Below are 24,850 nucleotides of genomic sequence, written 5' to 3' on the forward strand. Positions count from 1 at the left end.
TCAGAAAAGTGATGAATTTATATGTATATTGGTCCCTATCAACTGTCAAATAATTTGATTGTCGCTCCCATGGCAGGTGTCACCGATCGTCCATTTAGAACCTTATGCAAGTACTTCGGTGCAGGTCATGCGGTCAGTGAAATGATGACTTCTGACAAGACCTTGCGCATGAGCAAAAAGAGCTTATATCGGGCAAATTTTGATGGTGAGCTGGCACCAATCTCAGCGCAGATTGCTGGTTCTGATCCACATGACTTAGCTGAGGCAGCACGCTATCAGGTTGCAAATGGGGCACAAATTGTTGATATCAATATGGGATGCCCAGCAAAGAAAGTCTGTAATAAGCTAGCCGGTTCTGCCTTGTTAAAGGATGAAGATCTGGTTGCACGTATTTTAGATGCAGTTGTTGCTGCAGTTGATGTTCCTGTTACTTTAAAAACCCGTTTGGGCTATCTCAACGGTCATGAAAATATTCTGCGAGTTGCAAAACGTGCTGAAGACGCGGGGATTGCAGCGCTGGCATTACATGGCCGTACTCGTGAAGACATGTACCTCAATACGGCACGTTACTCCTTAATCAAGGAAGTGAAAGGGATGTTGAATATTCCCGTGATTGCGAACGGAGATATTGATAGTCCTGAGAAAGCCAAATATGTACTGGACTATACAGGTGCGGATGCCATTATGATTGGTCGTGCTGCACAAGGCCGTCCCTGGATTTTTCGTGAAATTGCACATTATTTAGAAACTGGAGAGCATCTTGCTGCGCCAAGTATTGTTGAAGTGAAAGATGTGTTATTAGGACATCTATCTGAGCTTTATGAATTTTATGGTGAATATTCAGGTTGCCGTATTTCGCGTAAGCATATTGCCTGGTATACCAAAGGACTACGTTCGAGTAATGAATTCCGTCAAAATATGTATCAAGTAGAAAACACCGTCGATCAATATAAAGTGGTGGAAAACTATTTTAATGGATTACTGGAACATGGACATATCATGAGCGATGTACAAGTGGATCAGGTAAATCTGTTAGAAACCAAATAAAAAGAGAGATTTCCTAGTTCTTCTAAAAGGTACTGTAGTAAATACAGTACCTTTTTTATCTTATAGCTAAAATTTTATATGCTTCCGTTACATTAAAGACTGTAGTGAACATAGCCGCATATTAAGTTCACTGAAACTGGACAGGATATGGACATTGTTTACGTGAAATTGCTCTAAGCTGAATTTCTAGCATGGCAAGATGTTTATTCAATCTTGTTCATTCTCATGATCAAGGGAGATCTATAATGACAAATACCAATCGTCCATTTACAGACTTTGGCAATAAAACCTCGACTGAATTACCAGAGGAACGTAGTGACGCATTAAATCAAGATGCAACAGATGCCAGTGCTCGACCAGATTTGAATTCACCTCAAAAAGATAATCCTCGTGTGCCAGATATGAATGAAGGTAAGGATAATGTACTTGCTACCAGTGCAGGTACTTTAGGCGGGGCAGCAGTTGGAGCGACTGCCGGTCTGGTAGGTGGTCCTCCAGGGGCAGTAGTAGGCGGTATCATTGGCGGTGTTGTAGGCGGTATTGCAGGGAATGATATTACTTCACCTGATCATCCGAAACAGACGGATAACTACGAGCATCCAGAAAATCATCCAGAGGCAGATAATTATCAGCATCCGGACACGATTAAGCAGGAAGATGATTACTGGAGAACTGAGCATACCAACCGTCCGTATTATACGGAATCACGCACTACTTACAGCGATCTAGACTATGATCGTGACTATCGTGGTGCTTATCGGGTGGGTTATGAAAACCGTCCGCTATATGACCGTCAAACTGACTTCGAACATGCCGAACCTGAATTACGAACCAAATGGGAACAGGTAAAAGGTGAATCTCGTTTGAATTGGGAAGAAGCAAAATTTGCGATCAAAGATGCTTGGCATCGTATGACTCGTTAAAAGAACGATATAAAAAAACCTCTCTTTGGAGAGGTTTTTTTATGTTCTAAAATTAAATTTTGCTTTATTTTTGTTTCATTTCCAGCACTAACTGATTAATTAAATCAGAAGCTTCCATCTCACGAATTTGCGCTACATTTGAACCTGCCCAAAACGCGCCATAACCCTGATCACCATGTTTGGACGCTGCTGCATGTAACTGCTTGGCCAGATCATAAGTATATGGATAGGCAGGTACATCCAGACGATCAGGAGTGTCGATGTCTATATGCCAATGATTGATGATGCCACGCGCTGGACGGCCGGAAATGCTGGCACTAACTTGAGTCAGCGGCTTAGACAGTATCGCTTTACGATAGGTGTCATTGGCATTGGAAGATTTGCACTGAACAAATGCCGTGCCCAATTGTACTGCTTCAGCGCCAAAGTCCATCATCTGACGGGCTTGTTCACCATTCATGATTCCGCCTGCAGCAACCACCGGCAGTGAAAAATGCTGTTTTATTAACTTGACCAGATTGGAGGTTTTGACTGAGGCATCAAATTTGGTACTAAAGATACCCCGGTGACCTCCAGCCTCAATGCCTTGAGCAATGATGATATCAATCCCTGCTGCTTGAATGGCTTTGGCCTCAGCAAAATTGGTTGCAGATACCATCGTCAGAATACCGGCATCTTTTAGAGCCTGAATCTGGTGCGGAAGAGGAATACCAAAATGAAAGCTGACCGCACATGGTCTGGTTTCAAGAACCAGATTCAAGAAATCATCATTGTCTTTAAAACTTGGGTAAATACAGTTCAATTGAGTGGGTGGATTAATTCCGTATTCAGCAAATTTATCTTTAAACTGGTCAATCCAGGCTTGGGCTACGTTTTCATCAAGAGGCTGACTGTCATGACAGAAAAAGTTAACCTGAAACGGACAATCTGTAAGTTCCTGAGTTTTTAAAATCTGCTGGCGCGCAGACTCTACGCTGCTGGCTCCCAAGCCCAGCGAACCCAGACCACCCTGATTTGAAACTTCCGCTGCCAGTTCAGGTGTCGAAACGCCTGCCATAGGGGCTAAAAAAATAGGATGTTTTATTCCAAGTTTTTCTAATAAAGACATAGATTTGCTCCCTGTTACTCTATCTACTTTGCCTATAGCCGCAGAATTAAGCAAATCATATTGGTTATTTTATTTTGAAATAATGCTGTATGGATAACGGTTCAATTACATTTCTTACGACATGAGATGTCGCCACAAAGACTAGAAACCTATAGTGTATAACGGGGAAAATTTATAATAGGTTTTTAGCCAACAACTTGCTGAAATCATGTCTGATCGTATCCGAGAAAAACTACAAATTTTAGCTGATGCTGCCAAATATGATGTGTCCTGTTCATCGAGTGGCAGTAACCGTAAAAATAAAGACAAAGGCTTGGGCAATACCGGAAATGGAATCTGTCATAGCTATACCGAAGATGGTCGCTGTGTCTCATTACTGAAAATACTGTTTTCAAATGTCTGCATTTTTGACTGTGCCTATTGTGTCTCTCGTCGTTCCAATGACGTAAAACGTGCTGCATTTACCGTGCAGGAAGTGGTCGATCTGACCATGAATTTTTATCGCCGTAATTATATTGAAGGGCTGTTTTTAAGTTCGGGAATTTTTAAATCAGCAGATTACACCATGGAGCGGATGTTGCAGGTGGTGAAAAAGCTGCGTCTTGAAGAAAATTTTAATGGTTATATTCATCTCAAAACCATTCCCGGAGCATCGCAGGAGATCATTACTGAAGCGGGTTTATATGTCGACCGGATGAGTATCAACCTGGAAATGCCAACCGAAGCAGGCTTGCAAAAGTTTGCTCCAGAGAAAACCCATACAGAAGTGCAAAAAGATCTGGGAATTGTACGGGATCGCTTAATCCAGTTGAAAGATGAACGTAAGATCATCAAATCCGTTCCCAAATTTGTTCCCGCAGGACAGACCACGCAAATGGTGGTCGGTGCGCATAGTGAAACGGATAAAGATATTATTTTGATGGCTGATCGGCACTACAAGGAATTTAAGCTGAAACGCGTGTATTTTTCTGGCTATATTCCGATTAATCCCGAAGAAAAAGCCTTACCTGCAATCGGCTCAGCGCCGCCCTTATTAAGAGAAAATCGTCTATATCAGTCTGACTGGCTGATGCGTTTTTATGGTTTTGAAGCAGATGAAATTGTGGATGACCAGCATCCAAATCTGGATCTGGATATTGATCCAAAACTGAGCTGGGCTTTACGCCATCCGGAGGCCTTCCCGGTTGATATTAACCGAGCCGACTACAAGATAATATTACGCGTGCCTGGCATTGGAGTACGTTCTGCCAAAAAGATTGTACAGGCACGCCGTTTTGGTCAGATTCATATCGATCAACTAAAACGGATGGGCGTGGCGTATAACCGGGCGCAGCATTTTATTCGCTGTGCAGATACACCGAAATTTAAAAAGGAGCAGCAATCCCAGCAGATTCGCCAGCAGATTTTACAAGCGGGTCAGTCCAAATATCAGCAGCAACTGTCACCTCAACTGGGATTTGGTTTCTGATGGCACACTACTGTTTTGATGGCACCATGACCGGTTTATTAAGCTGTGTATTTCGGGCTTTTGAATTTAAAGAGTTTGATGTCAAAGTGACGGCTAATCCGCAGGCCCAAAATGGCCTATTCGATGATTTTATTCATGTGGCCTCGAATGAAAGTCATGGGCAGCGGGTCTGGCAAGGCTTAAAACAGAAAATATCATCCAGTAGTTTAAAAGCCTTTTATTATGCTTTTCTTTCTGAAAAAGAACAGGCATTTCAGAACCTGTTCGATTTTGCGGTCTATGTATTCCAAAATCAGCGGCCGGTTGATAAAGATTATGGCCATCATGCAGTCATCGGAATGTCACAATGGATGAAACAGGTCGGGCGTGAAAAGCATCGTATGGAAGCTTTTGTCCGCTTCAAAAAGGCCAAAGATGGATTGTTTCTCAGTCTGGTCAAACCGGATTTTAATGTACTGCCGATTATTTCCCGACATTTTAAGGAACGTTACCAAGACCAGCGTTGGCTAATTTATGATGAGCAGCGCCAGTACGGCATCTATTACGATTTAAATGATGTGCACCAGATAGAGATGAATGCAGAAATAGTTGATCCACAAATCCGGATTGGACATAGTCAGTCTTTTAGCATTGAACTGGATGATGAAGAAGTACTCTATGATCAGCTTTGGAAAGATTATTTTAAAAGCGTGAATATTCAGGCACGACAAAATATGAAGCTGCATATCCAGTATGTACCTAAACGCTACTGGCGTTATATGAATGAGAAAGTACTTTAAATAAAATCTTCGCCCAAGTTTAAGGCATAATGACAGCTAATATTTAGATCGAGTGTATAGATATGAAGGTATGGCTGGCATCATTAGCTATGGTAACTGGATTGGCTGCATGTTCAGCAGAGCAACAGAAAATAGCAGTAGATCCGGGTAAATATCAGGTTAAAAGTGCACAGGAATTACAGCAACGTTTTGATGATCTAAACAGTAAGTTGGCACAGGACTTTCAGCAATTTAAAAAAGTAGAAAGCATTGCCTTTTCTCATCAGTTGCCTTTGGATGTGAATAACCTGCAAACCTTGAATCAGCATCCTGTCAGCCGGACTGCTCTAAAATCCAGTAAAGTAGCCTATTGTGACATGATGAATGGCTATTTTGCCGAGATGTATCGCTTGGGACATTATAATCTGAATCTGGTCGACAAGATCCAGTTACCTAAAGCCGAGAATGAAGACCTGAAATCCAATTTTGCATCTAGCGATCAGTTCTATACTTTTATTCTGGATCGTTATACGACTTATCGCCAAGTGCAACAGACCATGAATTATGGCTGTAACTTAAAAGCTGCATTGTAAGTATTAAGCTATAAAAAAGCCCATCGCAAAGATGGGCTTTTTTATTTAGCAGCCAGTCAGTTTTTCTGGTTGAGGTTTCTCACCGGGGAAGAAAATTGGACGAAGTTTTACCCCAAGCCCATTTCCAAGGAATGCGAAGACCAGCCATAACCAGCCATGTACACTGCCAGAAGCAATACCACTAAAATAGGCACCAATATTACAGCCATAAGCCAGACGAGCGCCGTAGCCAAGCATCAAACCGCCAATAACCGCAGCAACCAATGAACGTTTTGGAATATTGAAGTTCGGAGCAAATTTACCTGCCAGACTGGCAGCCAATAATGCACCAAGCATGATGCCAAAGTTCATCATAGACGTAATATCGAACCAGAGCGATTCAGATAAGGCTTTGGCATTGGCTGGTTGCTGCCAATACGCCCAAGAGGCTACATCAATTCCAACAAAACTTGCAGATTTCGCGGCCCAGACAGCAAGGGCAGAAGTAACCCCCCATGGACGACCAGCCAGCGCCAAAGTAGCAAAGTTAAGCAGGGTTAAAATGATTCCGCCCCAGATTAATGGCCATGGACCACGCAAAAAACGGTTCCAGCCTTGATGTTGGCTTTGAGCTTCAATTTCCAGACTGCCATGACGTTTCTTTTCAAAAAATACAGTTGCAGCAGCAATAACTGAAAAAATGATAAAGCTCAAAACAAGTGCAGGAATGACACCAAAACTTTCTACAATGGAGATGGGTGCGAAATGAGGCAGGTTAAACCACCAGTCAATATGCGAAGTCGCAATCAGTGAGCCGGCACAGAAGAAAAACAGGGTTACCAGCATACGGGCACTACCACCACCCACAGTATAAAGTGTACCTGATGCACAGCCGCCACCGAGCTGCATGCCAATCCCGAAAATAAATGCACCGATTACCACAGAAAGTGAAACCGGACTGACAAAGCCTTGAACAGGATTACCGAACAGTTCACCTGCGCCTAAAGCAGGGAAAAATAGCAATACAGCAAGACTCAGCATGATCATTTGTGCACGTAAGCCACGACCACGACGTTCTTTAATAAAGACACGCCAGCTGGAGGTAAAACCAAACGAGGCATGATACAAGGTCATACCCAGTGCACCACCCACCAGAAATAATAGAGCCTGGTTCAGACCTACGATGTGATAGGCACCGACAGTTCCTAATACAAGTAAAATAAAAGCCACCCAGACCGAGAGATTCGATCGCTGGGAAGACGCAGCAATAACAGACATGGGAGATCAAGTTTTAAAAAATAAAGTCGCGTATATTACGCAATTTCTCACTAAAATGGGCTGATCTAGAATTTCTAAGAGCCAATTAAACATCCTGATAACTGATAACAATTATGACTTTAAATGATATAAGGTCGTGATTATTTCAGAAGATATCATTTTAATTAGAACAATCACCCGTCTAATAGTGAAACGTATAAAAAGTTTAAAAGCCTGCAAAGCAGGCTTTTAAAGATTGAAAGCTTTAAAAATTAATTTTCAGCTTTCTCACGTACTTTGCCTGCGCCTTCTTCAATAGCACCCGCAGTTGCAGCAGTCGCGTTTTTAGCGGCTTCAGCAGTGGCATCTGCTGCTCGAGAAGTCGCAGCTGCAGCTTCATCAGCGGCACGGGAAGCGTTCGCTGCCGCATTATCCATGGCTTGGTCAGTTTCCTGAGACGCCTCATGAGTGGCATCTTCCATATCATGGCCGGCTTGAGTAGCAGCATTTTCTAAATGCTCACCTGTAGTCGCGCCAGTTTCAGGCTGTTTCTCTTTATTACAACCCACCAGTGTTACGGTAGCAACTAAACCCAAAGCAACAAGTAATTTATTCATCGTGTCATATCCTTTGTAGTTGTAAGGTCGAAAACAGTCTAGCGAGTATTTATTTGAATTTATGCTAATAATTAGATCAGAATTTGTTCACTAAATGTAATTTTTATAAAGGCTTATACAATTTTCGCCAAATATAAATCGTCTGATTATTTGAATGTATTTTCTTTCAACCCTTATATGGATTGCTTCTCACTGCTTATAAAGAATAAGTTTAGCCGTTTTAATATGAGTTTTAGATGTAACAAAACACAACTATTTCATCATCAATTTTTATCAGGCTAAAAGTAGAAGCCATAAAAAAAGCCCGCATAAAGCGAGCTTCTTTAAAATTTGAAAACTTATAGACCAGCAGATGCTTTAAGTGCTTCGACTTTGTCAGTTTTTTCCCAAGTAAATGCAGTGTCTGAACCTTCACGACCAAAGTGACCATAAGCCGCAGTCTGTTTATACATTGGCTGGATCAGGTTCAACATACGGGTAATACCGTATGGACGCAGGTCAAAATGCTCACGAACCAATTGAACGATCAATTCATCAGACACTTTGCCTGTATTGAAAGTATTGATTGAAATTGAAGTTGGTTCAGCAACACCAATCGCATAAGACACCTGAATTTCACATTTGTCTGCAAGACCCGCAGCGACAATGTTTTTCGCAACATAACGGCCTGCATAAGCAGCAGAACGGTCAACTTTTGATGGATCTTTACCAGAGAATGCACCACCACCGTGACGTGCCATACCGCCGTAAGTATCTACAATGATTTTACGACCAGTCAGACCACAGTCACCTACAGGGCCACCGATCACAAACATCCCGGTCGGGTTGATGTGGAATTTGGTATCTGCATGGAACATGTCGGCAGGAATGATTTTCTTCACAATTTCTTCAATCACAGCTTCTTTTAAATGAGCTTGTGAAATTTCAGGATCGTGTTGAGTCGAAAGCACAACAGCATCTAGGCGAACAGGCACGCCATTTTCATAAGCGAAAGTCACCTGGCTTTTTGCATCTGGACGTAACCAAGGCAATGTACCGTTACGGCGTAATTCAGCCTGTTTTTCCATTAAGCGGTGCGCATAAGAAATTGGCGCAGGCATGAGTACATCAGTTTCACGGCTGGCATAACCAAACATCAACCCTTGGTCGCCGGCACCTTGATCTTCAGGTTTCTGACGGTCTACACCTTGAGCAATTTCAGGAGACTGTTTACCGATCATGTTGATGATCGCACAGGTCGAACCATCAAAGCCAAGGTCAGAATGATGATAACCAATACTGTTAACGGTATGGCGGACAACCGCTTCAAAATCGATGTTCGCAGTTGTTGTGATTTCACCGGCAAGTACAACCGCACCTGTTTTTACAAGCGTTTCACAAGCAACCCGTGCGTATGGGTCTTCTTTTAAGATTGCATCCAAGATAGCATCACTGATTTGGTCAGCCATTTTATCTGGATGGCCTTCGCTTACAGATTCCGAAGTAAATACAGCGTACTCGCGCATAGTCCTATCACAGTTAAATTTAAAGACCCGATATGTTACATCGACTTGTGCTCTAGGACTAGCGCAACTCGACAAAATTGCACGAAATTGTTTCAAATTATTGTGCTTTTATTTGATTATTGGAATTAAAAAAACTGATATGCCTAATTAAACAGCAGGGTGGATTCATTTAATAAACTTAATAAATAGTCTGTTAATTGATAAGGAGCACTTATTAAGCCGCGAGATTTCCAGATAAATTCGCAGAAATAAATACTAAGAAAAATATAAAAATTAAAGTGCCTAAAATATCAAGGAAAGTGATCATTCTATTAATAAATTAAGAAGGGGGTATTGATCGTACGACAGACAGCCTTGCTGCAAATAGTACGACTCTGCATAGTAGTTTCAAGTCTTCAGAAACCGCCTGTCAGGAAGTGGCGAAATCTTTTGGTATGGACTTGTTTAAAAGACTGTACGGAGATGGAAAAGCATGTATCAAAAGGCGTTTACCTTGATTGAAGTCATGATTGTACTCACAATTATTGCCATTCTGGCGACAGTAGCTGGCATGAGTTATCACAGTTATGTAGTGCGAAGCCAACTAGCGGAGGTTTTTGAGCAAGCGGGTAGCTATCGAACTCAATTTATTGCCTCTGATGGCCATTGTGATGCAGGCCGTCAAATTGGCAGCGGAACCCAATATATTGAAAAAGTCGTGATCAATGCAGCTTGCCGGATAGAATTTAAGCTACGGCAGGATGGAGTAGATACGGCAATCCGTGGAAAATCCATCGCTTTTGATGTTTATAGCGGCAGTTGTTCTTCTAGCGATATCAGCCAGCGTTATTTACCTAAAGATTGCCGAGGACAATAATTTTCGTGATATCGATTAGCCTGATTGAACTTCAACCTTTATCTTTTTATGTCTGATGATCTTGGGCAGACATTAAATATTCACATATGCATTTTTATGGACTGGAAAAGATCACTTATTTAAGTCTGGATCTTCTGTTTTGACTTCATATCTGGATGTATCTTGGAGAGAAATTCAACATATTGTGAAAGTTTAATTTATAAAAAATAGTTAAGAATAATCCCAGATTTATCATCTTATTAGAATCTAACTTAGACTCTAGTCAATCAATGCACCTTAAAAGTGCAGAATATTTATCCGATAGGTAAATACAAGATCAATAAATTGATAAATATTGTAGGCTAGTCTTTACCCCTCGCTGTTTTTTTAAGACAATAGACGGCAGTTTTGAAAGTCTTTTCATCATTTCCTATTTCTTCTGAATTTATTTGGACGCTGATTTATGACAACCCCGCTTAATGAACGTCGTATTGCAAACGCAATTCGTGTATTGGCAATGGATGCTGTGCAAAAAGCAAACTCAGGACATCCAGGTGCTCCAATGGGGATGGCAGATATCGCTGATGTGGTTTGGCGCGAATTCTTAAACCATAACCCAACAAATCCGAATTGGGCTAACCGTGACCGTTTCGTATTGTCGAATGGCCATGGCTCTATGCTTCAATACGCACTTCTTCATTTAACGGGCTATGATCTTTCAATTGAAGATCTTAAAGCATTCCGTCAACTTCATTCTAAAACTCCAGGTCACCCAGAATTGGGCTATGCACCGGGTATTGAAACAACCACTGGTCCTTTAGGCCAAGGTATCGCAAATGCTGTTGGTTTTGCACTGGCTGAAAAAACTTTAGCAGCGCAATTCAACAAGGAAGATATCAAAGTTGTAGATCACTACACTTACTGCTTCCTGGGCGATGGTTGCTTGATGGAAGGTGTTTCTCACGAAGCATGTTCTTTGGCAGGTACTTTAGGTCTGGGTAAGCTGATTGCTTACTATGATGACAACGGTATTTCGATTGACGGTGAAGTGGAAGGTTGGTTCTCTGACGATACAGAACAACGCTTCAAGTCTTATGGCTGGCAAGTGATCAAAGTTGACGGTCATGATGCTGATGCAATCCGTCAAGCCACTGTTGAAGCAAAAGCTGAAGTGAATAAACCAACCATCATCATGTGTAAAACAGTGATTGGTTTAGGTTCACCAAACAAACAGGGTAAAGAAGACTGTCACGGTGCTCCTTTAGGTAATGACGAAATCGTATTGACTCGTGAAGCTTTGGGCTGGTCAGATGAAGCGTTTGTCATTCCTGAAGATGTATACGCAGCTTGGGATGCCAAAGATAAAGGTTCACAAGCTGAATCAGCATGGAATGAAACTTTTGCCGCTTATGCAACAAAATACCCAGCTGAAGCAGCTGAATTAAAACGTCGTCTTTCTGGTGATCTTCCAGCTGACTTTGTTGCAAAAGCGGATGCTTATATCGCTGAAGTAAATGCAAAAGAAGAAACCATTGCTACACGTAAAGCGAGCCAAAATACGTTACAAGCTCTTGTGCCTTCACTACCAGAAGTACTAGGTGGTTCTGCTGACCTTGCAGGTTCTAACCTGACACTTTGGAAAGGTGCACAAGGCGTACAGGACAATCCAGCAGGTAACTATGTTCACTACGGTGTACGTGAATTTGGTATGACTGCGATTGCCAATGGTGTTGCTCTTCACGGAGGTTTCATTCCTTACGTAGCAACATTCCTGATGTTTATGGAATATGCACGTAATGCAGTACGTATGTCTGCACTGATGAAACAACGCGTGATTCATGTCTACACTCACGATTCAATCGGTCTGGGTGAAGATGGTCCTACACACCAGCCAATCGAACAAATCGCATCTTTACGTGGTACACCAAACCTGAATACATGGCGTCCATGCGACACTGTTGAAGCAGCGATTTCCTGGAAATCTGCTTTGATGCGTTCAGAAGGCCCAACAGCGTTAATCTTCTCTCGTCAAAACCTGCCATTCCAAACGCGTACTCAAGCACAAATTGAGAATGTAGCGAAAGGTGGTTATGTTCTGGCTGAAGAAAAAGGCGAATTGAAAGCGATCATCATTGCGACTGGTTCTGAAGTTTCTCTTGCAATGGAAGCTTATGCACAGCTTCAAGGTGTACGTGTGGTATCTATGCCATGTGCTGAAGAGTTCGTGAAACAGGATGCTGCATATCGTGAATCGGTTCTTCCTTCAAATATTCGTGCACGTGTAGCGGTTGAAGCTGCACATGTGGATTACTGGTGGAAATTTGTAGGTCTGGATGGTCGTGTGATCGGTATGACCACTTATGGCGAATCTGCACCTGCTAAAGACCTATTTAAACACTTCGGTATTACAACTGAAGCTGTTGTAGCAGCTGTAAAAGAGATTACTGCTTAATCAACTGATTAAGTCATTTTTTAAGGGCGCCCCAGTTTTGGGGCGTCTTTTGTTTTTCCGCTTTCTAGCCTTGTTTTCATGTGGCAACCGCTAAAAAGTGTTCTCCCATAATTGAAATGAAAGAGTGAGATAAACATGAGCTTGTATGAACAAATTAGTGATGAAATTACTTTAATGGATGCAGGCGAGCAGAAATGGATCGGGCAGGATCTACCCCTTGAAGCAATGGTTGCGGTTGAGCTATTACTTCAGGAAATGGCTGAAGAAAAAATCATTAAAGTACGTCGCAAGAACCATGAAAAGCATTCTGGTTTGAAGCAGGTGGATCGTATTCTGGTTGAAAAACTTTAACAGAAAATACTAAAAGTCCCTGAATGGGGCTTTTTTTATGTCGGATGATTTCCTCTGACAGTTGCTTATGAACATTAGATGAGATAAATCTAAGTTCGTGCCATCATAAAAACCTAATGACTCATATCGTAAATAATTGACTTAAAGATAATTAAAGACATAAACCAAAGAAGTTACTCAATATGGAAATATCATCCCAGATCCAGATCAAATCTCTAGAGCAAATATCACAGCCCGAATGGCTGTTTTTATGGAAAGGCTATCAAACCTTTTATGAGGCGCAAATTTCAGAAAAAATCAGTGAAAATACCTGGGCCAAGCTCACTAGTCCTGGACAGGACAATATGTATGGTTTTGCTGCACTGATTGATGGAAAAGTAGTCGGACTAGTTCATGTTGTTGAGCATGACAGTAGCTGGACCATGCGTCCTTATGCCTATTTACAGGATTTATTTGTTCATCCGGATTATCGCGGACAGGGCGTAGCACGTGCACTGATTCAGCATGTCTATGGTGTAGCACAGCAGCGTAATTGTGATCGGGTGTATTGGCTCACCCATGAATCAAACCATAAAGCCAGATTGCTCTATGATAAAGTGGCCAAAAAAACCGGATTTATCCAGTATCGTATGTCTTAAATGCTTAGATTTACACGAGAATTTACAATTTTATCGTTTCATAGTTGCAACAAAACGTTTTATCTTTAGGGATGTAAACGGTTCAAGATTCTATAAACTGAAGTTAATTCAGACGAGAGATAACAACATGAATTTGAAAACATTAACTTTAGGCTTGGTAGCCGCATCTGTTGCAACTTTTAGCTTTGCAAAACCGGTGACTTATACAATTGATCCGGGTCACACTGCGACGGTATTTAGCTGGAACCATTTTGGGTTTTCTACGCCATCAGGCAATTTCTCAGATATTCAGGGTAAAATTGTGGTCGATAATGAACAGCCAGCCAAATCTTCTGTAGATGTGACCATTCCAGTTTCTAGTATAAATACCAACGTGACTGCACTGGATGACCATTTAAAGAAAGAAGATTTCTTTGATGCAGCCAAATATCCAAATATTACGTTCAAAAGTACTAAGGTAGAAACCAAGGACAAAAAGAACTTCAAGATTACCGGTAATTTAACCGTTAAAGGCGTGACCAAGCCAGTGGTATTGGATGCGGTGTTAAATAAACAGGGTGAACATCCAATGGCAAAAGTTCCAGCGATTGGTTTTAATGCTACAACATCATTTGACCGTTCTGCATTCGGCTTAGGCGCGAATGTTCCGCATGTGAGTGACAAGATTACTGTTCAGATCACCACTGAAGCGACCATTCCGGCAGAACCTGCAAAGAAATAAGATTTATTTCCATTCTGCATAAAAAGAAAAAAGCACCTTTATAAAGGTGCTTTTTTATTGGGCCAATAGATGAATTATGAAACAGAATCGGCATCTATCTAAACTAAAAAATCTTAGCTATGATTCCATTAATCTATTTTGACAAACTTTCAATCATAAATATTTATCCAGTACCTTTGATCAAAACACTAGTTTTAACTGAGTCAGATATTGCTCTAGGACAGATTTAGAAGTGCTTTCCAGTGTAGGCGCAAATTGAAGATTGGCTGTCCGAAGGGCTGGAATATTAATTTTAGCTTGGCGTAATTCAGAGGTATGACCAATTAGCCACTTTTCCAGACTATCGCCAGCGACTTCAGGATGAAATTGCAGAGCCAGAATATTTGATCCTAAGCGAAAAGCCTGATTTGGGTAGAGATTGGAACTGGCTAATAATTCAGCCTGTTCAGGCAGATCAAAAGTATCGCCATGCCAATGTAGCACTTCAATATTTTTCAGATGTTGCAGCGGGTTATTCTCAGCGGCTGGAATAGTAAGTTTAGACCAGCCAATTTCTTTACTATGTCCTGCATAGACTTTAGCACCGAGTGCATGAGCCATGAGTTGAGCACCCAGACAAATACCTAAAGTGGGTAAATTCTTTTCTAAACGCACTTTAAGTAAGTCTATTTCTTGTTGTAAGAAAGGGTAGTCCTCCGTTTCATAAACACCAATTGGACCCCCTAAAATAATTGTCAGACCTTTATATTCATACGCTTTACGCAGGTCATCAATACCGGCTTCAAAATAGCGAACACGTAATCCCAACTGATAAAATACATCTTCCCAGGCACCTAGGTCTTCAAAAGCCAGATGTTGAATGGCATATACGGTATCGGGGAAGTGATCAAGGTTCAGCATAGCAGTCAGGTCTAAATGGAAAATATTTATTTAACGTTATTCTGCAAAAAATTAGAAGTCTTTTTAATCCGGTGATTTAGCCTTAGGTAGGTGATTCATCCGAATCGGCAATCCTATGTAAGACTATAACTCCGCTTTGTATCAATATGCAGCGATATTTTCCTTTTCTATAAAAAAGGCGTTAGAGTAGAAAGCAGTGGATAATCATAAGAGGCAGGATAAAAAATGCACAATATCTGCTTATATGTCGATAAAAAACGTATCAGTCCTTATGCCATGTCGGTTTATGTGGCTCTAAAAGAGAAAGGACTCAACTTTCAGGAAAAAATGATCGATCTGGATCTGCTGGAACAGCAATCTTTGGCTTATCGTAAAATTTGTCCGAGTGGCAAAGTTCCTTGTCTGATCATTGATGATTTTCATTTATTTGAATCGTGGGCGATTACTGAATACCTGGAAGATGCTTTTCCGGCACCGGATTATCCTGCTTTATATCCTGCAGAGATGAAAGCCAGAGCAAAATGTCGCGCCGTTCAGGCTTTGATTAAAACTGATTTTTCCTCTATCCGGCAGGATATGCTTTCAACTTCGATCTTTGTTCCACCTAAAAGGCCTTTAATCGCATCGGCTGAAACCATGCAGGATATTCAGCGCTTACTGGCAATCACAGAAACTTTAGTTGAAGAGCTTTGGCTCACCGAACAATGGTCAATTGCAGACTTTGATCTAGCCTTTATGCTGCATCGCCTGCTTAGTCACGATGTTGAGCTTCCCGAAAAAATTCAGGCTTATATCCAGCGTAATTTTCAGCGATCTTCAGTGCAGTCCTGGATTTTGGAAAATGAAAAATTGAGGACTCATGCTGAGTTTTGATTCTATGTTCGGTAGAGAGGTTAATTTAATAATTTAAGTACTAAGTTTGCTTAATGAATAGACATGGATATTTTAAAAGAGAGCCAAGTTATACAAAAAATTGCTTAAATATCAGCAGAGCAAGCGTAGTATAGAAAGTATAGGTAATAAGAAGTAGCTAAAACTTAGAATCAGATTCAAATGAAAAGGAGTATAAGGTGGGTGGATCACATCATCATGATCATAGTCATGTAGAAGTTAGTGCGAAGAATGCCAAAAAACTGTCCATCGCCTTAGCTCTGACGACAGCCTTTTTAATTGTAGAAGTCATTGCCGGTTTTATGACTCAGAGTCTGGCCTTGCTTTCTGATGCGGCACATATGTTTACAGATGCAGCCGCACTGGCGATTGCTTTAGCTGCAATTAAGATCGGGCAAAAACCAGCAGATGATAAACGCACTTTTGGATATCAGCGTTTTGAAATTCTGGCAGCTTTGTTTAATGCGATCATGCTATTTCTGGTAGCGATGTATATCCTGTTTGAAGCTTACCAGCGCCTGAGCCATGCTCCTGAAATTGAAAGTCTGGGCATGTTGATTGTCGCTATACTCGGACTGGTTATTAACCTGATCTCCATGAAAATTCTGGTTTCTAGCAGTCAGGAAAGCTTGAATATTAAAGGAGCTTATCTGGAAGTACTGAGTGATGCACTAGGTTCGGTGGGTGTCATTATTGGCGCAATCATCATCTATTTCAGCGGTTGGATGTGGATTGACACCGTGATTGCGGTCATGATCGGATTCTGGGTCATTCCACGGACATGGATTTTATTGAAACAGAGCATCAATATTCTGCTGGAAGGAGTTCCCGATGAAATCGATATTGAAAAACTGCGCCATGACCTACTGGCGCTAGACGGTGTTAAAGATATTCATCAGCTAAAAGTCTGGGCGATTACTTCCAAGAAAGTCATGCTAACCGTGCATTTGGTTGCGCCAGACGTTGACTATAAAAAGTTGCATCAGGAGGCATTCGAGATGTTGCACCATGAACATCACATTACTGAGATGACATTGCAAATTGAAGCAGAAGATTGTCCCCCAGAACAGCATCGGCAATCAGCCCATTCGCATGAGCATCATGACCATAAAGAAAGCCATCAACATTAAGTTTGAGGAATTTTGCTATCACACTTAATGTATTTTTAAACTTTGATCTTTTAATTTTAGCCTTTCAATAGTGACACAATTACATCTTTATAACTCGGTGGTGCTTTCACGTAATCGCGCTCTCGCAACATCTGATGCATTTTGGGCAGATTTTGATGTGGAACAGAGGCCATTAAATGATGTTCAATATGATAATTTACATGAATCGGTGCAACGAAAGCACGCACTAGCCATCCTGCACGGGTGGTACGGGTATTAGTTAAAGCAGAATGGCTAGTTTCCAGACCAGCATGCTCAGCCATTGCCCGGATACGAATAAAGAGTGGGAAAGGAGTGATATAAGCTAACGGCCACAATAAATAAAGTTTCGGATGACCGCTGGCCCAAAGTGCAGAAAATAGGGCAGCATTGGAAATCAGCATGCCCGAGCTATTTTTTAACAGATTCTTTGCCAGTTCCAAGTTACTGCGATTACCACGAGGAATTGGTTTCGGATCATTGGAAACACTCCATTCCAGAAGTTCTAAATCCATCAAGACTCGGCCAGCCAGAAATTTTAGGCCGGATTGACCATTTAAATCTCTAAAGAATTTTCTAAATAATGATTGTTTAGTAATTGGAAAGTTTTTCACCAAACCTAAATCTGGATCATCAGGTTGAGAGGTGCGGGCATGATGTTTCAAATGATAAGGACGATATTTACCGACCTCATTCCAGATCGGACGGGCGCACAACCAGTCAGTGAAGTGTGTGTTTAGCCACTTGGTTTTAAACAGACTGTGGTGTGAGGCATCGTGCATTAAAATGGCCATAGCCAGCTGACGACCTGCCAGAATGGCTAATGCCAAGGCACATATCAATATTTTCCCCCAGACTGGTAAATATTCCCAGCTATAAGCGACTGTGCCAAAGGTCAAAACAATCACAGCCCAAGTTGAGCTCACTGCCAAAGCACCCTGTAAATCGGATGGGGTAGTCAGCTCTCTAATTTCTTCACGGCTAAATAGCTCTGTGACACTCACTTTACTGTTCATTATTCTGCCTTGATCTAATTCTTGTATTTCTTATCACTATATTTGAATTAAAATATTACAGTCAATTTATTTTTGTGAGTATGTGGGAAATAAATTATACACCTTGTTGTTGAAAATATTGCTGCCATAACTGCTGGCCTTGTTCCTCCATACGCCGTACAGCCAGTTCAAACTTTTGTCGGGCTGGAGCATCTAGCCATTCTTCAGGCAATAGTGGATCTGCACGCAGACTAAATACAGCAGATTTCGCCAGATAAAAGGCGGTTTTAGCTGATTCAGCCAAGGATAACTGTTGATGGTTTTCAAACCATTGTTCAATTTCCTGGCTGATATTCAAATAAGTTTGATGCAGGCCATGAATATCCCAAAGTGCAGATACATGGGTGTGCTGATCGATCTCGCTGACCTGAAAAAATCGTGCGCCTTGATCCAGGCCAAACTTGACGGCTGCTGATTTAAGCTCGTTCAAACTGAGTTGTAAATTATCCGGTCGGATAAACACATTCTGTTCCAGTTCCTGAAATCCATAATAACGTAAGGCTTTTTCCCGTTTAGATAAGGCCGTACGATCTACTCGTCCCAACGCACCGGTATAAACCAGAATGTATTTGCCATCCCAAGCCGTAGCGATCTGCATATTGGGGTGTTTGTTCAGGCTGATAAAAGAAGTATCAAATTTTTTTTCAATTAACTGATAAATGCCACGTTCTACTGACTGAATGATCTGATCCTGATTGAGGCGTGCGACCGCAACCCGCAAGCTGTTGTCAGAGATTCCTAATAAGTCTGCTGCACATAACATCTGTTTGATGCTAACAGTAGAATTATGTGAGGCATAGAGCAGGTCTAGCACCAGATGTCGGGCATTCAGTTTATAAGTCATGAAACTAGATCGTGATTAGAAAATGAGAATTTGGAAACTTTTTGTACAATAGCATTTTGAATAGGGAGAACCAAAGGGGAATACGACTAAAGTGTTTGTATATTCAGGCAATTAATTTTAATTAAAGACAACGTATATGGATAAAAATGAATAGATAAGGTCTTGGTTTTCTACTGAGGCACAGTATTTCACAGCCAATAAGCTGGTCTAAGCAGCAAGTCAACGAAAAAGTCGTGAATCGGTTTTTTTTATCTCTTTATTCTTGATTATTTTTAATCCCAGCTCCCTAGGGAACTGGAATTACCTAAAAAATTAAAGTGAAGTGTTAGTTATAACTGCTTCAAAAATGGGTATATGAACAAGAACAAGATTTCTTATTCACACGAATTACCTTACATATTCGGGTAGTTCGGACCACCGCCACCTTCCGGTGTTACCCAGGTGATATTCTGAGATGGATCTTTGATGTCACAGGTCTTGCAATGTACACAGTTCGCGGCGTTGATCTGGAAGCGTTTCGAGCCGTCATCATTTTCCATAATTTCGTATACACCCGCCGGGCAGTAGCGCTGAGCTGGCTCATCCCATTTCGGCAGGTTCACATCCACCGGAATCGAAGCATCAGTTAACTTTAAGTGCGCTGGCTGGTTTTCTTCATGGACTGTATTCGATACAAACACAGAAGACAGACGGTCAAACGTCAGCTTGCCATCCGGTTTTGGATAGTTCGGCTTGAAGTTCACTGCATCAACCGTTTTCAGAGTTTTAAAGTCTGGCACTAAATCATGGAGCGTGAACGGCACTTTAAACACGTTCTGGTCGATGAAGTTGAATGCACCACCCATCCATTGACCGAACTTGTGCATCGCAGGGCCAAAGTTACGCGCGCTATACAGCTCTTCTTTCAACCAGCTGTTGTTGAACTTGTCTGTATAAGCAGTCAACTCTTTTACAAAGAAGTCTTCACCTTCAGTCACACGTGCAATCGCCACATCACCGCCTTTTTCTACACCGGCAGCAATCGCTTCAAATACCGCTTCACCACACAACATGCCGGATTTCATTGCAGTATGTGAGCCTTTGATCTTGGCAAAGTTCAGGAAGCCGGCATCATCACCAATTAAAGAGCCACCCGGGAAGGTAAATTTCGGCAGGGAGGTGAAACCACCTTTAGTAACCGCACGCGCACCATAAGAAATACGTTTACCGCCTTCCAGATACTGTTTAATTAGTGGATGCGTTTTCCAGCGCTGCATTTCCATGAATGGATACATGTGCGGATTTTCATAAGAAAGATCCACGATCATGCCTAATGTCACCTGGTTGTTTTCAGCATGGTATAACCACCAGCCACCTGAAGAACCAGTTTCAGATAAAGGCCAGCCGGCACCGTGCATTACCAGACCTGGTTTGTGTTTCGCTGGATCGATTTCCCAGAGTTCTTTAATGCCGATCCCGTAGTGCTGCGGATCAGCATCTTTATCCAGGTTGAATTTCTGGATCAGGCGTTTACCTAAATGACCGCGGCAGCCTTCAGCAAAGATGGTGTATTTGGCATGCAGCTCATAACCCGGCGCAAAGTTATGCGTCGGTTCGCCATCTTTACCAATACCCATGTCACCGGTTTGGATACCTTTCACCGTACCATCTTCATGATACAGAATTTCAGAAGCAGCAAAGCCCGGGAAGATCGATACTTCCAGTTCTTCGGCTTTCTGGCCTAACCAGCGCACTACATTACCGAGTGAGATGACATAGTTGCCATCATTGTGCATGGTTTTCGGCACCATCCAGTGCGGGGCTTCTTGTGATTTTTCATCTGAAAGAAGGAAGAAAGTTTTATCTTCTGTCACAGGAACATTTAAAGGCGCGCCTTCTTCTTTCCAGTTCGGGAACAGTTCGTTCATGGCACGTGGTTCAAGCACAGCACCTGAAAGAATATGTGCACCGACTTCGGAGCCTTTTTCCACGACACAAACGGACAGATCATTTAAATTGTTTTCAATTGCAAGTTGACGGATCTTGATTGCAGCAGACAGGCCGGCAGGGCCCGCACCTACGATCACAACGTCAAACTCCATCGATTCTCTAGAAATATCTTCCATAATAAGAAATCCTGTTTCGCTTAGCGGTATTTTACCACAGTGAAAAAGTTTTTAAATAGAAAGTTGGGAATTGATTATGAAAAAAGCCTCCTAGGAGGCTTTTTCTAAAACGGATTAAGATTTTTGAGGATCGTAGAGTTTTTCTTTGATGAACAGGGCAGGAAGCAGACCACAGATAAAGTATGCAGCACCCATTACTAAGAAGCCAAGACCGATCGAACCGCCTGTTGCCAGATAACCAATCGTAGCTGGGGCAATTGCCGCACCTAAACGACCGACGTTATATGCACCACCAATTGCTGTACCACGTACATTGGTTGGGAAGCTTTCAGTCATATATGTTGCATTCACACCATATGGAATACCATATAGGAAACCGAAGATCACCAATAAGTACAGGATATTGTCTGGTGAGTTATAGAATACGATCAGTGGCAGGAAGATCGCAGTACCAATTGCACCGAAGGCATAAGTAAAACGACGTCCGAATTTATCTGCCATTAAGCCTGCAAGGATTTTACCTAGAATCATCGCGGTATAGGTACCGACCATGTAGGCAGTCATTTCCTTGAACTTCATACCCAGTTCACTTTCCAGGTATGTTGGCATCCAGTTGTTTACACCATAGTAACCAAATTGAAGGAAACCAGCAGTTAAAGCCCATAAGATAAACATGTTACGGTTTTTCTTATCTTGGAAAATCAGTTTCCATGTCGACTCAGCAGGTTTGTCCGTCACTTCAACTTTCTTGAAGCGGTTTTCTTGCCATGCCGCTGGTTCTGGTACCAGAATGTGCATCAAAATAGCCAAGGCAATTGGAATCGCAGCTACATAGAACAGCATGCGCCAGCCGTGATCTGGAATTAACCAGCCCGCAAGCAAGGTCGCAACGATATAGCCAACTGTCCAGCCAGCCTGTAATGTCCCTAAAACAGTCGTACGATATTTAGTTGGCACGTACTCAGCCATTAAAGTATTCGATGCAATATACAAAGAACCCAAGCCAAGAGAAGCGAAGAAACGTAATGCACCAAATTGAGCAAAGCTTTGGGTAAAACCAAGACCACAAGTTAATGCTGAAAATAAAAGGATTGAGACAACGACGGTACGTACACGACCGAATTTATCACAAGCCCACCCTCCGAATATACCTCCAACTGCCATACCTGCGAGAGTAAAGCTTCCGAGCATCCCAGCTTCCACAGAGGTTAGACCAAATTCAGCTTTAATACTGTTTAAGCTGTAGGAAAGCAGCATTAAATCCGCACCATCGACCAGCAGGGCGAGGAATGCAAAGATAAATGCGATTTTCCAGGTATTTGGGCCAATTTTTGAAATTGTATTCGTTATAGCCATCATCCATTACCTATAAAAAAGGCCTGATCGCAAGGAGAGTTGATCAGGCCAAACTTGTTACTGAGTCGCCTCGCGAATCATATTGCGCGCAATAATGACTTGCTGGATCTGCGTGGTTCCTTCATAAAGACGGAATAAACGCACATCGCGGTAGAAGCGCTCAATTGCATATTCACTGATGTAGCCCGCGCCACCATGGATTTGCACACCACGGTCAGCGACACGGCCACACATTTCTGTTGCAAACATTTTTGCGCAAGATGCTTCAGTACTTACGTTCTGGCCGGCATCACGACGACGCGCTGCATCAAGCACCATGCATTTCGCTGCATAAATTTCAGCTTTAGAATCTGCCAGCATGCCCTGGATCAGCTGGAAGTTGGCAATCGCCTGACCGAACTGCTTACGTTCAACGGCATATTGCAATGAATCTTCCAGCATACGGGTTGCAGCACCCACGCTCAGTGCAGCAATGTGGATACGGCCCTTATCCAGAACCTTCATCGCAGTTTTAAAGCCAACGCCTTCTACACCGCCAATCAAAGCTGATGCAGGGATACGGCAGTTTTCAAAGATCACGTCACAGGTATGTGCGCCTTTCTGGCCCATTTTCTTGTCACGTTTACCCAGTGAAATACCTGGCAATTTACTGTCAACGATGAACGCTGAAATAGCTGCAGCACATTTTAATTCAGGATTGGTACGTGCCATTACTGTGAATACACCTGCATGTGGGGCATTGGTAATGAAACGCTTGGTACCATTCAGAATGTACTCATCACCATCTTTTACAGCAGTAGTTTTAAGCGACGCTGCATCAGAACCAGAATCCGGTTCAGTCAGACAGAACGAGCCAATAATTTCACCGCTGGCAAGTTTTGGCAGGAAGTGCTGTTTTTGCTCTTCAGTACCATCGATGATCAGGCCAGATGCGCCGATACCGTTATTCGTACCAATCAATGAGCGGAAAGCAGGGGAAGTGCGGCCCAGTTCAAAAGCGATATAGACTTCTTCTTCCATGGTCAGGCCAAGACCGTCATATTCTTCAGGAATGGTTAAACCAAATAAGCCCAACTCTTTCATTTGTTGCACGATTTCTGCAGGAATTTCATCCGTTTCTGCAACAATTTCTTCATTTGGGATTAATACGCCTTCTACAAACTGGCGAATCATATCTACCAACTGGTCTAAGGTTTCCTGATCACGAATCATGTCCTAACTCCGTATCTAGGATTTCGTTCTGTCCACATCTTGTCCAATGTGAATAAAAACTCATCACTAAGCTAAATTTATGCGGATACTAATTAAAATTAAAACAAGGATCAATATATACGAAATTATATTTTGCTGTGCGATATTTATGTTTTGCTATAAAATTGGATTTAAATAATTGATTTAGTTTGATTAATGCTATTTTTAAGGCGTTATAAAATATTTTTTGTTCAAATTTGAATAGTTTACTTTGAACGAAATTTATGTATATTGTTAATTAAATACCGCTGTGCGAAATGAGAAGATTATGGAAAGCACTGAAATTTTAAAATTGACTGTACAGGAAGATGGCGTCGCGATTGTTCAAATCCATCGCCCGGAAGCACGTAATGCCTTGAACCTGGAATTACGTCAGCAACTCTCTGAAGCATTTCAATACCTTTCAAAATTAGATGCTGTAAAAGCCATTGTTTTGACCGGCGGTGAAAAGGTTTTTGCTGCGGGAGCAGACATTAAAGATTTCACTACTGCAACCACAGCACAAATGTATTTACGCCATACTGAACAGTACTGGCAAAGTATTACTGACTGTCCGAAACCGATTATTGCGGCTGTGAATGGTTATGCACTCGGTGGTGGCTGTGAACTGGCCATGCATGCCGACATCATCATTGCCGGTGAAAATGCCAAATTTGGTCAGCCTGAAGTAAAACTGGGCTTGATGCCGGGTGCAGGTGGAACACAACGTTTACTGCGTGCGATTGGTAAATATCAAACCATGCTTTGGGTACTCACCGGTAAACTGGTGAAAGCTGCTGAAGCTGAGCGTATGGGCTTGGTTTCTGAAGTCGTGGAAGATGAAAACACTATTACGCATGCCATTGAAATTGCTCAAACCATTGCGTCTTTCTCTCCAATCGCGGTTCAGCAAATTAAAGAAGTGACCAATCTTGGCCAAGATCAATCTTTACAAGGTGCTTTGGCATTGGAACGTAAAGCTTTCCAGATTTTATTTGATACCAAAGATCAGAAAGAAGGCGTGAATGCGTTCTTTGAAAAACGTCCTGCACAATACACTGGAGAATAA

The 24,850-nt window shown here is 42.0% G+C and carries 23 protein-coding genes; 13 read left to right on the forward strand and 10 right to left on the reverse strand.

Going from position 1 to position 24,850, the window contains the following annotated elements; genetic code table 11:
* Positions 1-21 precede the first annotated feature (21 nt).
* Positions 22-1,047: a tRNA dihydrouridine synthase DusB gene (gene dusB / locus FTV34_RS00525; RefSeq protein WP_180068391.1), complete on the forward strand. Its 1,026-nt coding sequence runs from the start codon at positions 22-24 to the stop codon at positions 1,045-1,047.
* A 245-nt stretch (positions 1,048-1,292) separates the two neighbouring features.
* Positions 1,293-1,970: a hypothetical protein gene (locus tag FTV34_RS00530; protein WP_180068393.1), complete on the forward strand. Its 678-nt coding sequence runs from the start codon at positions 1,293-1,295 to the stop codon at positions 1,968-1,970.
* A gap of 64 nt (positions 1,971-2,034) precedes the next feature.
* On the opposite strand, the gene FTV34_RS00535 is transcribed toward FTV34_RS00530, so the two are convergent.
* Complete coding sequence (locus FTV34_RS00535; protein ID WP_180068395.1) at positions 2,035-3,078, reverse strand: nitronate monooxygenase family protein; 1,044 nt, start codon at positions 3,076-3,078, stop codon at positions 2,035-2,037.
* Positions 3,079-3,286: 208 nt separating this feature from the next.
* Here FTV34_RS00535 and FTV34_RS00540 point away from each other — a divergent pair, with 208 nt between their 5' ends.
* From FTV34_RS00540 to FTV34_RS00550, 3 genes are all read left to right on the forward strand, one after another.
* On the forward strand, positions 3,287-4,546 hold the full coding sequence (locus FTV34_RS00540; RefSeq protein ID WP_159123756.1) for a putative DNA modification/repair radical SAM protein: 1,260 nt from the start codon (positions 3,287-3,289) through the stop codon (positions 4,544-4,546).
* Positions 4,546-5,325 carry a TIGR03915 family putative DNA repair protein gene (locus FTV34_RS00545; protein WP_166135143.1) on the forward strand — a complete coding sequence of 260 codons (780 nt, stop codon included), beginning with the start codon at positions 4,546-4,548 and terminating at the stop codon, positions 5,323-5,325. Before FTV34_RS00540 ends, FTV34_RS00545 begins: the two co-directional genes overlap by 1 nt.
* A gap of 62 nt (positions 5,326-5,387) precedes the next feature.
* On the forward strand, positions 5,388-5,897 hold the full coding sequence (locus tag FTV34_RS00550) for a hypothetical protein (RefSeq protein ID WP_125279322.1): 510 nt from the start codon (positions 5,388-5,390) through the stop codon (positions 5,895-5,897).
* 45 nt (positions 5,898-5,942) lie between these two features.
* Here the strand turns inward: FTV34_RS00550 and FTV34_RS00555 are convergent, their stop codons facing one another.
* From FTV34_RS00555 to metK, 3 genes are all read right to left on the reverse strand, one after another.
* Positions 5,943-7,154, reverse strand: coding sequence for a YeeE/YedE family protein (locus FTV34_RS00555; RefSeq protein ID WP_180068397.1), 1,212 nt, complete (start codon positions 7,152-7,154; stop codon positions 5,943-5,945).
* A 251-nt stretch (positions 7,155-7,405) separates the two neighbouring features.
* Positions 7,406-7,750: a hypothetical protein gene (locus tag FTV34_RS00560; protein WP_180003928.1), complete on the reverse strand. Its 345-nt coding sequence runs from the start codon at positions 7,748-7,750 to the stop codon at positions 7,406-7,408.
* Between the two features lie 338 nt (positions 7,751-8,088).
* Positions 8,089-9,255 (reverse strand): methionine adenosyltransferase, encoded by a 1,167-nt coding sequence (metK, locus tag FTV34_RS00565; RefSeq protein WP_004786281.1) that lies wholly within the window; start codon positions 9,253-9,255, stop codon positions 8,089-8,091.
* A 472-nt stretch (positions 9,256-9,727) separates the two neighbouring features.
* On the opposite strand from metK, the gene FTV34_RS00570 reads away from it, so the two are divergent.
* From FTV34_RS00570 to FTV34_RS00590, 5 genes are all read left to right on the forward strand, one after another.
* Positions 9,728-10,111 carry a prepilin-type N-terminal cleavage/methylation domain-containing protein gene (locus FTV34_RS00570; RefSeq protein ID WP_180003925.1) on the forward strand — a complete coding sequence of 128 codons (384 nt, stop codon included), beginning with the start codon at positions 9,728-9,730 and terminating at the stop codon, positions 10,109-10,111.
* 442 nt (positions 10,112-10,553) lie between these two features.
* Positions 10,554-12,542 (forward strand): transketolase, encoded by a 1,989-nt coding sequence (tkt, locus tag FTV34_RS00575; protein WP_180068399.1) that lies wholly within the window; start codon positions 10,554-10,556, stop codon positions 12,540-12,542.
* 135 nt (positions 12,543-12,677) lie between these two features.
* Entirely contained in the window at positions 12,678-12,893 is a 216-nt protein-coding gene (locus tag FTV34_RS00580; protein WP_004786275.1) for a hypothetical protein, read from the forward strand.
* A 182-nt stretch (positions 12,894-13,075) separates the two neighbouring features.
* On the forward strand, positions 13,076-13,531 hold the full coding sequence (locus FTV34_RS00585; protein ID WP_180068401.1) for a GNAT family N-acetyltransferase: 456 nt from the start codon (positions 13,076-13,078) through the stop codon (positions 13,529-13,531).
* A 127-nt stretch (positions 13,532-13,658) separates the two neighbouring features.
* The gene (locus tag FTV34_RS00590) at positions 13,659-14,252 is read left to right on the forward strand and encodes a YceI family protein (RefSeq protein WP_180013104.1); all 594 of its coding nucleotides are present in this window, start codon (positions 13,659-13,661) and stop codon (positions 14,250-14,252) included.
* Positions 14,253-14,432: 180 nt separating this feature from the next.
* Here the strand turns inward: FTV34_RS00590 and FTV34_RS00595 are convergent, their stop codons facing one another.
* Positions 14,433-15,152: a glutamine amidotransferase gene (locus tag FTV34_RS00595; RefSeq protein ID WP_180068403.1), complete on the reverse strand. Its 720-nt coding sequence runs from the start codon at positions 15,150-15,152 to the stop codon at positions 14,433-14,435.
* Positions 15,153-15,377: 225 nt separating this feature from the next.
* On the opposite strand from FTV34_RS00595, the gene yfcF reads away from it, so the two are divergent.
* Both yfcF and FTV34_RS00605 read left to right on the forward strand, forming a co-directional pair.
* A complete protein-coding gene (yfcF, locus tag FTV34_RS00600; protein WP_180068405.1) occupies positions 15,378-16,025 on the forward strand; it encodes a glutathione transferase in 648 nt (215 codons plus the stop codon).
* Between the two features lie 197 nt (positions 16,026-16,222).
* Positions 16,223-17,173, forward strand: a complete 951-nt coding sequence (locus tag FTV34_RS00605) for a cation diffusion facilitator family transporter (RefSeq protein WP_180068407.1) — start codon at positions 16,223-16,225, stop codon at positions 17,171-17,173.
* A gap of 56 nt (positions 17,174-17,229) precedes the next feature.
* Here the strand turns inward: FTV34_RS00605 and FTV34_RS00610 are convergent, their stop codons facing one another.
* The 5 genes from FTV34_RS00610 to FTV34_RS00630 all read right to left on the reverse strand — a co-directional run bounded on the left by FTV34_RS00610 (position 17,230) and on the right by FTV34_RS00630 (position 23,763).
* Positions 17,230-18,207: a fatty acid desaturase family protein gene (locus tag FTV34_RS00610; protein WP_180068409.1), complete on the reverse strand. Its 978-nt coding sequence runs from the start codon at positions 18,205-18,207 to the stop codon at positions 17,230-17,232.
* Between the two features lie 94 nt (positions 18,208-18,301).
* Positions 18,302-19,090, reverse strand: a complete 789-nt coding sequence (locus FTV34_RS00615; RefSeq protein WP_180068410.1) for a PaaX family transcriptional regulator C-terminal domain-containing protein — start codon at positions 19,088-19,090, stop codon at positions 18,302-18,304.
* A gap of 392 nt (positions 19,091-19,482) precedes the next feature.
* Positions 19,483-21,195 carry an electron transfer flavoprotein-ubiquinone oxidoreductase gene (locus tag FTV34_RS00620; protein ID WP_180068412.1) on the reverse strand — a complete coding sequence of 571 codons (1,713 nt, stop codon included), beginning with the start codon at positions 21,193-21,195 and terminating at the stop codon, positions 19,483-19,485.
* A gap of 114 nt (positions 21,196-21,309) precedes the next feature.
* Entirely contained in the window at positions 21,310-22,551 is a 1,242-nt protein-coding gene (locus FTV34_RS00625) for an MFS transporter (protein ID WP_125279311.1), read from the reverse strand.
* A 57-nt stretch (positions 22,552-22,608) separates the two neighbouring features.
* On the reverse strand, positions 22,609-23,763 hold the full coding sequence (locus tag FTV34_RS00630) for an acyl-CoA dehydrogenase family protein (protein WP_180068414.1): 1,155 nt from the start codon (positions 23,761-23,763) through the stop codon (positions 22,609-22,611).
* A 307-nt stretch (positions 23,764-24,070) separates the two neighbouring features.
* Between FTV34_RS00630 and FTV34_RS00635 the strand changes: the two genes are divergently transcribed.
* Complete coding sequence (locus tag FTV34_RS00635) at positions 24,071-24,850, forward strand: enoyl-CoA hydratase (RefSeq protein ID WP_004786253.1); 780 nt, start codon at positions 24,071-24,073, stop codon at positions 24,848-24,850.

This window comes from Acinetobacter sp. YH16038 (assembly GCF_013417275.1).
Taxonomy (GTDB): Bacteria; Pseudomonadota; Gammaproteobacteria; order Pseudomonadales; family Moraxellaceae; genus Acinetobacter.

Bases quoted from the DNA above. Each gene is read 5' to 3' on its own strand.
- FTV34_RS00625 (WP_125279311.1), bottom strand. From the start codon at position 22,551: ATGGCTATAACGAATACAATTTCAAAAATTGGCCCAAATACCTGGAAA.
- FTV34_RS00610 (WP_180068409.1), bottom strand. From the start codon at position 18,207: ATGAACAGTAAAGTGAGTGTCACAGAGCTATTTAGCCGTGAAGAAATT.
- FTV34_RS00635 (WP_004786253.1), top strand. From the start codon at position 24,071: ATGGAAAGCACTGAAATTTTAAAATTGACTGTACAGGAAGATGGCGTC.
- FTV34_RS00580 (WP_004786275.1), top strand. From the start codon at position 12,678: ATGAGCTTGTATGAACAAATTAGTGATGAAATTACTTTAATGGATGCA.
- FTV34_RS00540 (WP_159123756.1), top strand. From the start codon at position 3,287: ATGTCTGATCGTATCCGAGAAAAACTACAAATTTTAGCTGATGCTGCC.
- FTV34_RS00535 (WP_180068395.1), bottom strand. From the start codon at position 3,078: ATGTCTTTATTAGAAAAACTTGGAATAAAACATCCTATTTTTTTAGCC.
- FTV34_RS00595 (WP_180068403.1), bottom strand. From the start codon at position 15,152: ATGCTGAACCTTGATCACTTCCCCGATACCGTATATGCCATTCAACAT.
- FTV34_RS00555 (WP_180068397.1), bottom strand. From the start codon at position 7,154: ATGTCTGTTATTGCTGCGTCTTCCCAGCGATCGAATCTCTCGGTCTGG.
- yfcF (WP_180068405.1), top strand. From the start codon at position 15,378: ATGCACAATATCTGCTTATATGTCGATAAAAAACGTATCAGTCCTTAT.
- FTV34_RS00630 (WP_180068414.1), bottom strand. From the start codon at position 23,763: ATGATTCGTGATCAGGAAACCTTAGACCAGTTGGTAGATATGATTCGC.
- metK (WP_004786281.1), bottom strand. From the start codon at position 9,255: ATGCGCGAGTACGCTGTATTTACTTCGGAATCTGTAAGCGAAGGCCAT.
- FTV34_RS00550 (WP_125279322.1), top strand. From the start codon at position 5,388: ATGAAGGTATGGCTGGCATCATTAGCTATGGTAACTGGATTGGCTGCA.
- dusB (WP_180068391.1), top strand. From the start codon at position 22: ATGTATATTGGTCCCTATCAACTGTCAAATAATTTGATTGTCGCTCCC.
- FTV34_RS00545 (WP_166135143.1), top strand. From the start codon at position 4,546: ATGGCACACTACTGTTTTGATGGCACCATGACCGGTTTATTAAGCTGT.
- FTV34_RS00590 (WP_180013104.1), top strand. From the start codon at position 13,659: ATGAATTTGAAAACATTAACTTTAGGCTTGGTAGCCGCATCTGTTGCA.
- FTV34_RS00615 (WP_180068410.1), bottom strand. From the start codon at position 19,090: ATGACTTATAAACTGAATGCCCGACATCTGGTGCTAGACCTGCTCTAT.
- FTV34_RS00620 (WP_180068412.1), bottom strand. From the start codon at position 21,195: ATGGAAGATATTTCTAGAGAATCGATGGAGTTTGACGTTGTGATCGTA.
- FTV34_RS00560 (WP_180003928.1), bottom strand. From the start codon at position 7,750: ATGAATAAATTACTTGTTGCTTTGGGTTTAGTTGCTACCGTAACACTG.
- tkt (WP_180068399.1), top strand. From the start codon at position 10,554: ATGACAACCCCGCTTAATGAACGTCGTATTGCAAACGCAATTCGTGTA.
- FTV34_RS00585 (WP_180068401.1), top strand. From the start codon at position 13,076: ATGGAAATATCATCCCAGATCCAGATCAAATCTCTAGAGCAAATATCA.
- FTV34_RS00570 (WP_180003925.1), top strand. From the start codon at position 9,728: ATGTATCAAAAGGCGTTTACCTTGATTGAAGTCATGATTGTACTCACA.
- FTV34_RS00530 (WP_180068393.1), top strand. From the start codon at position 1,293: ATGACAAATACCAATCGTCCATTTACAGACTTTGGCAATAAAACCTCG.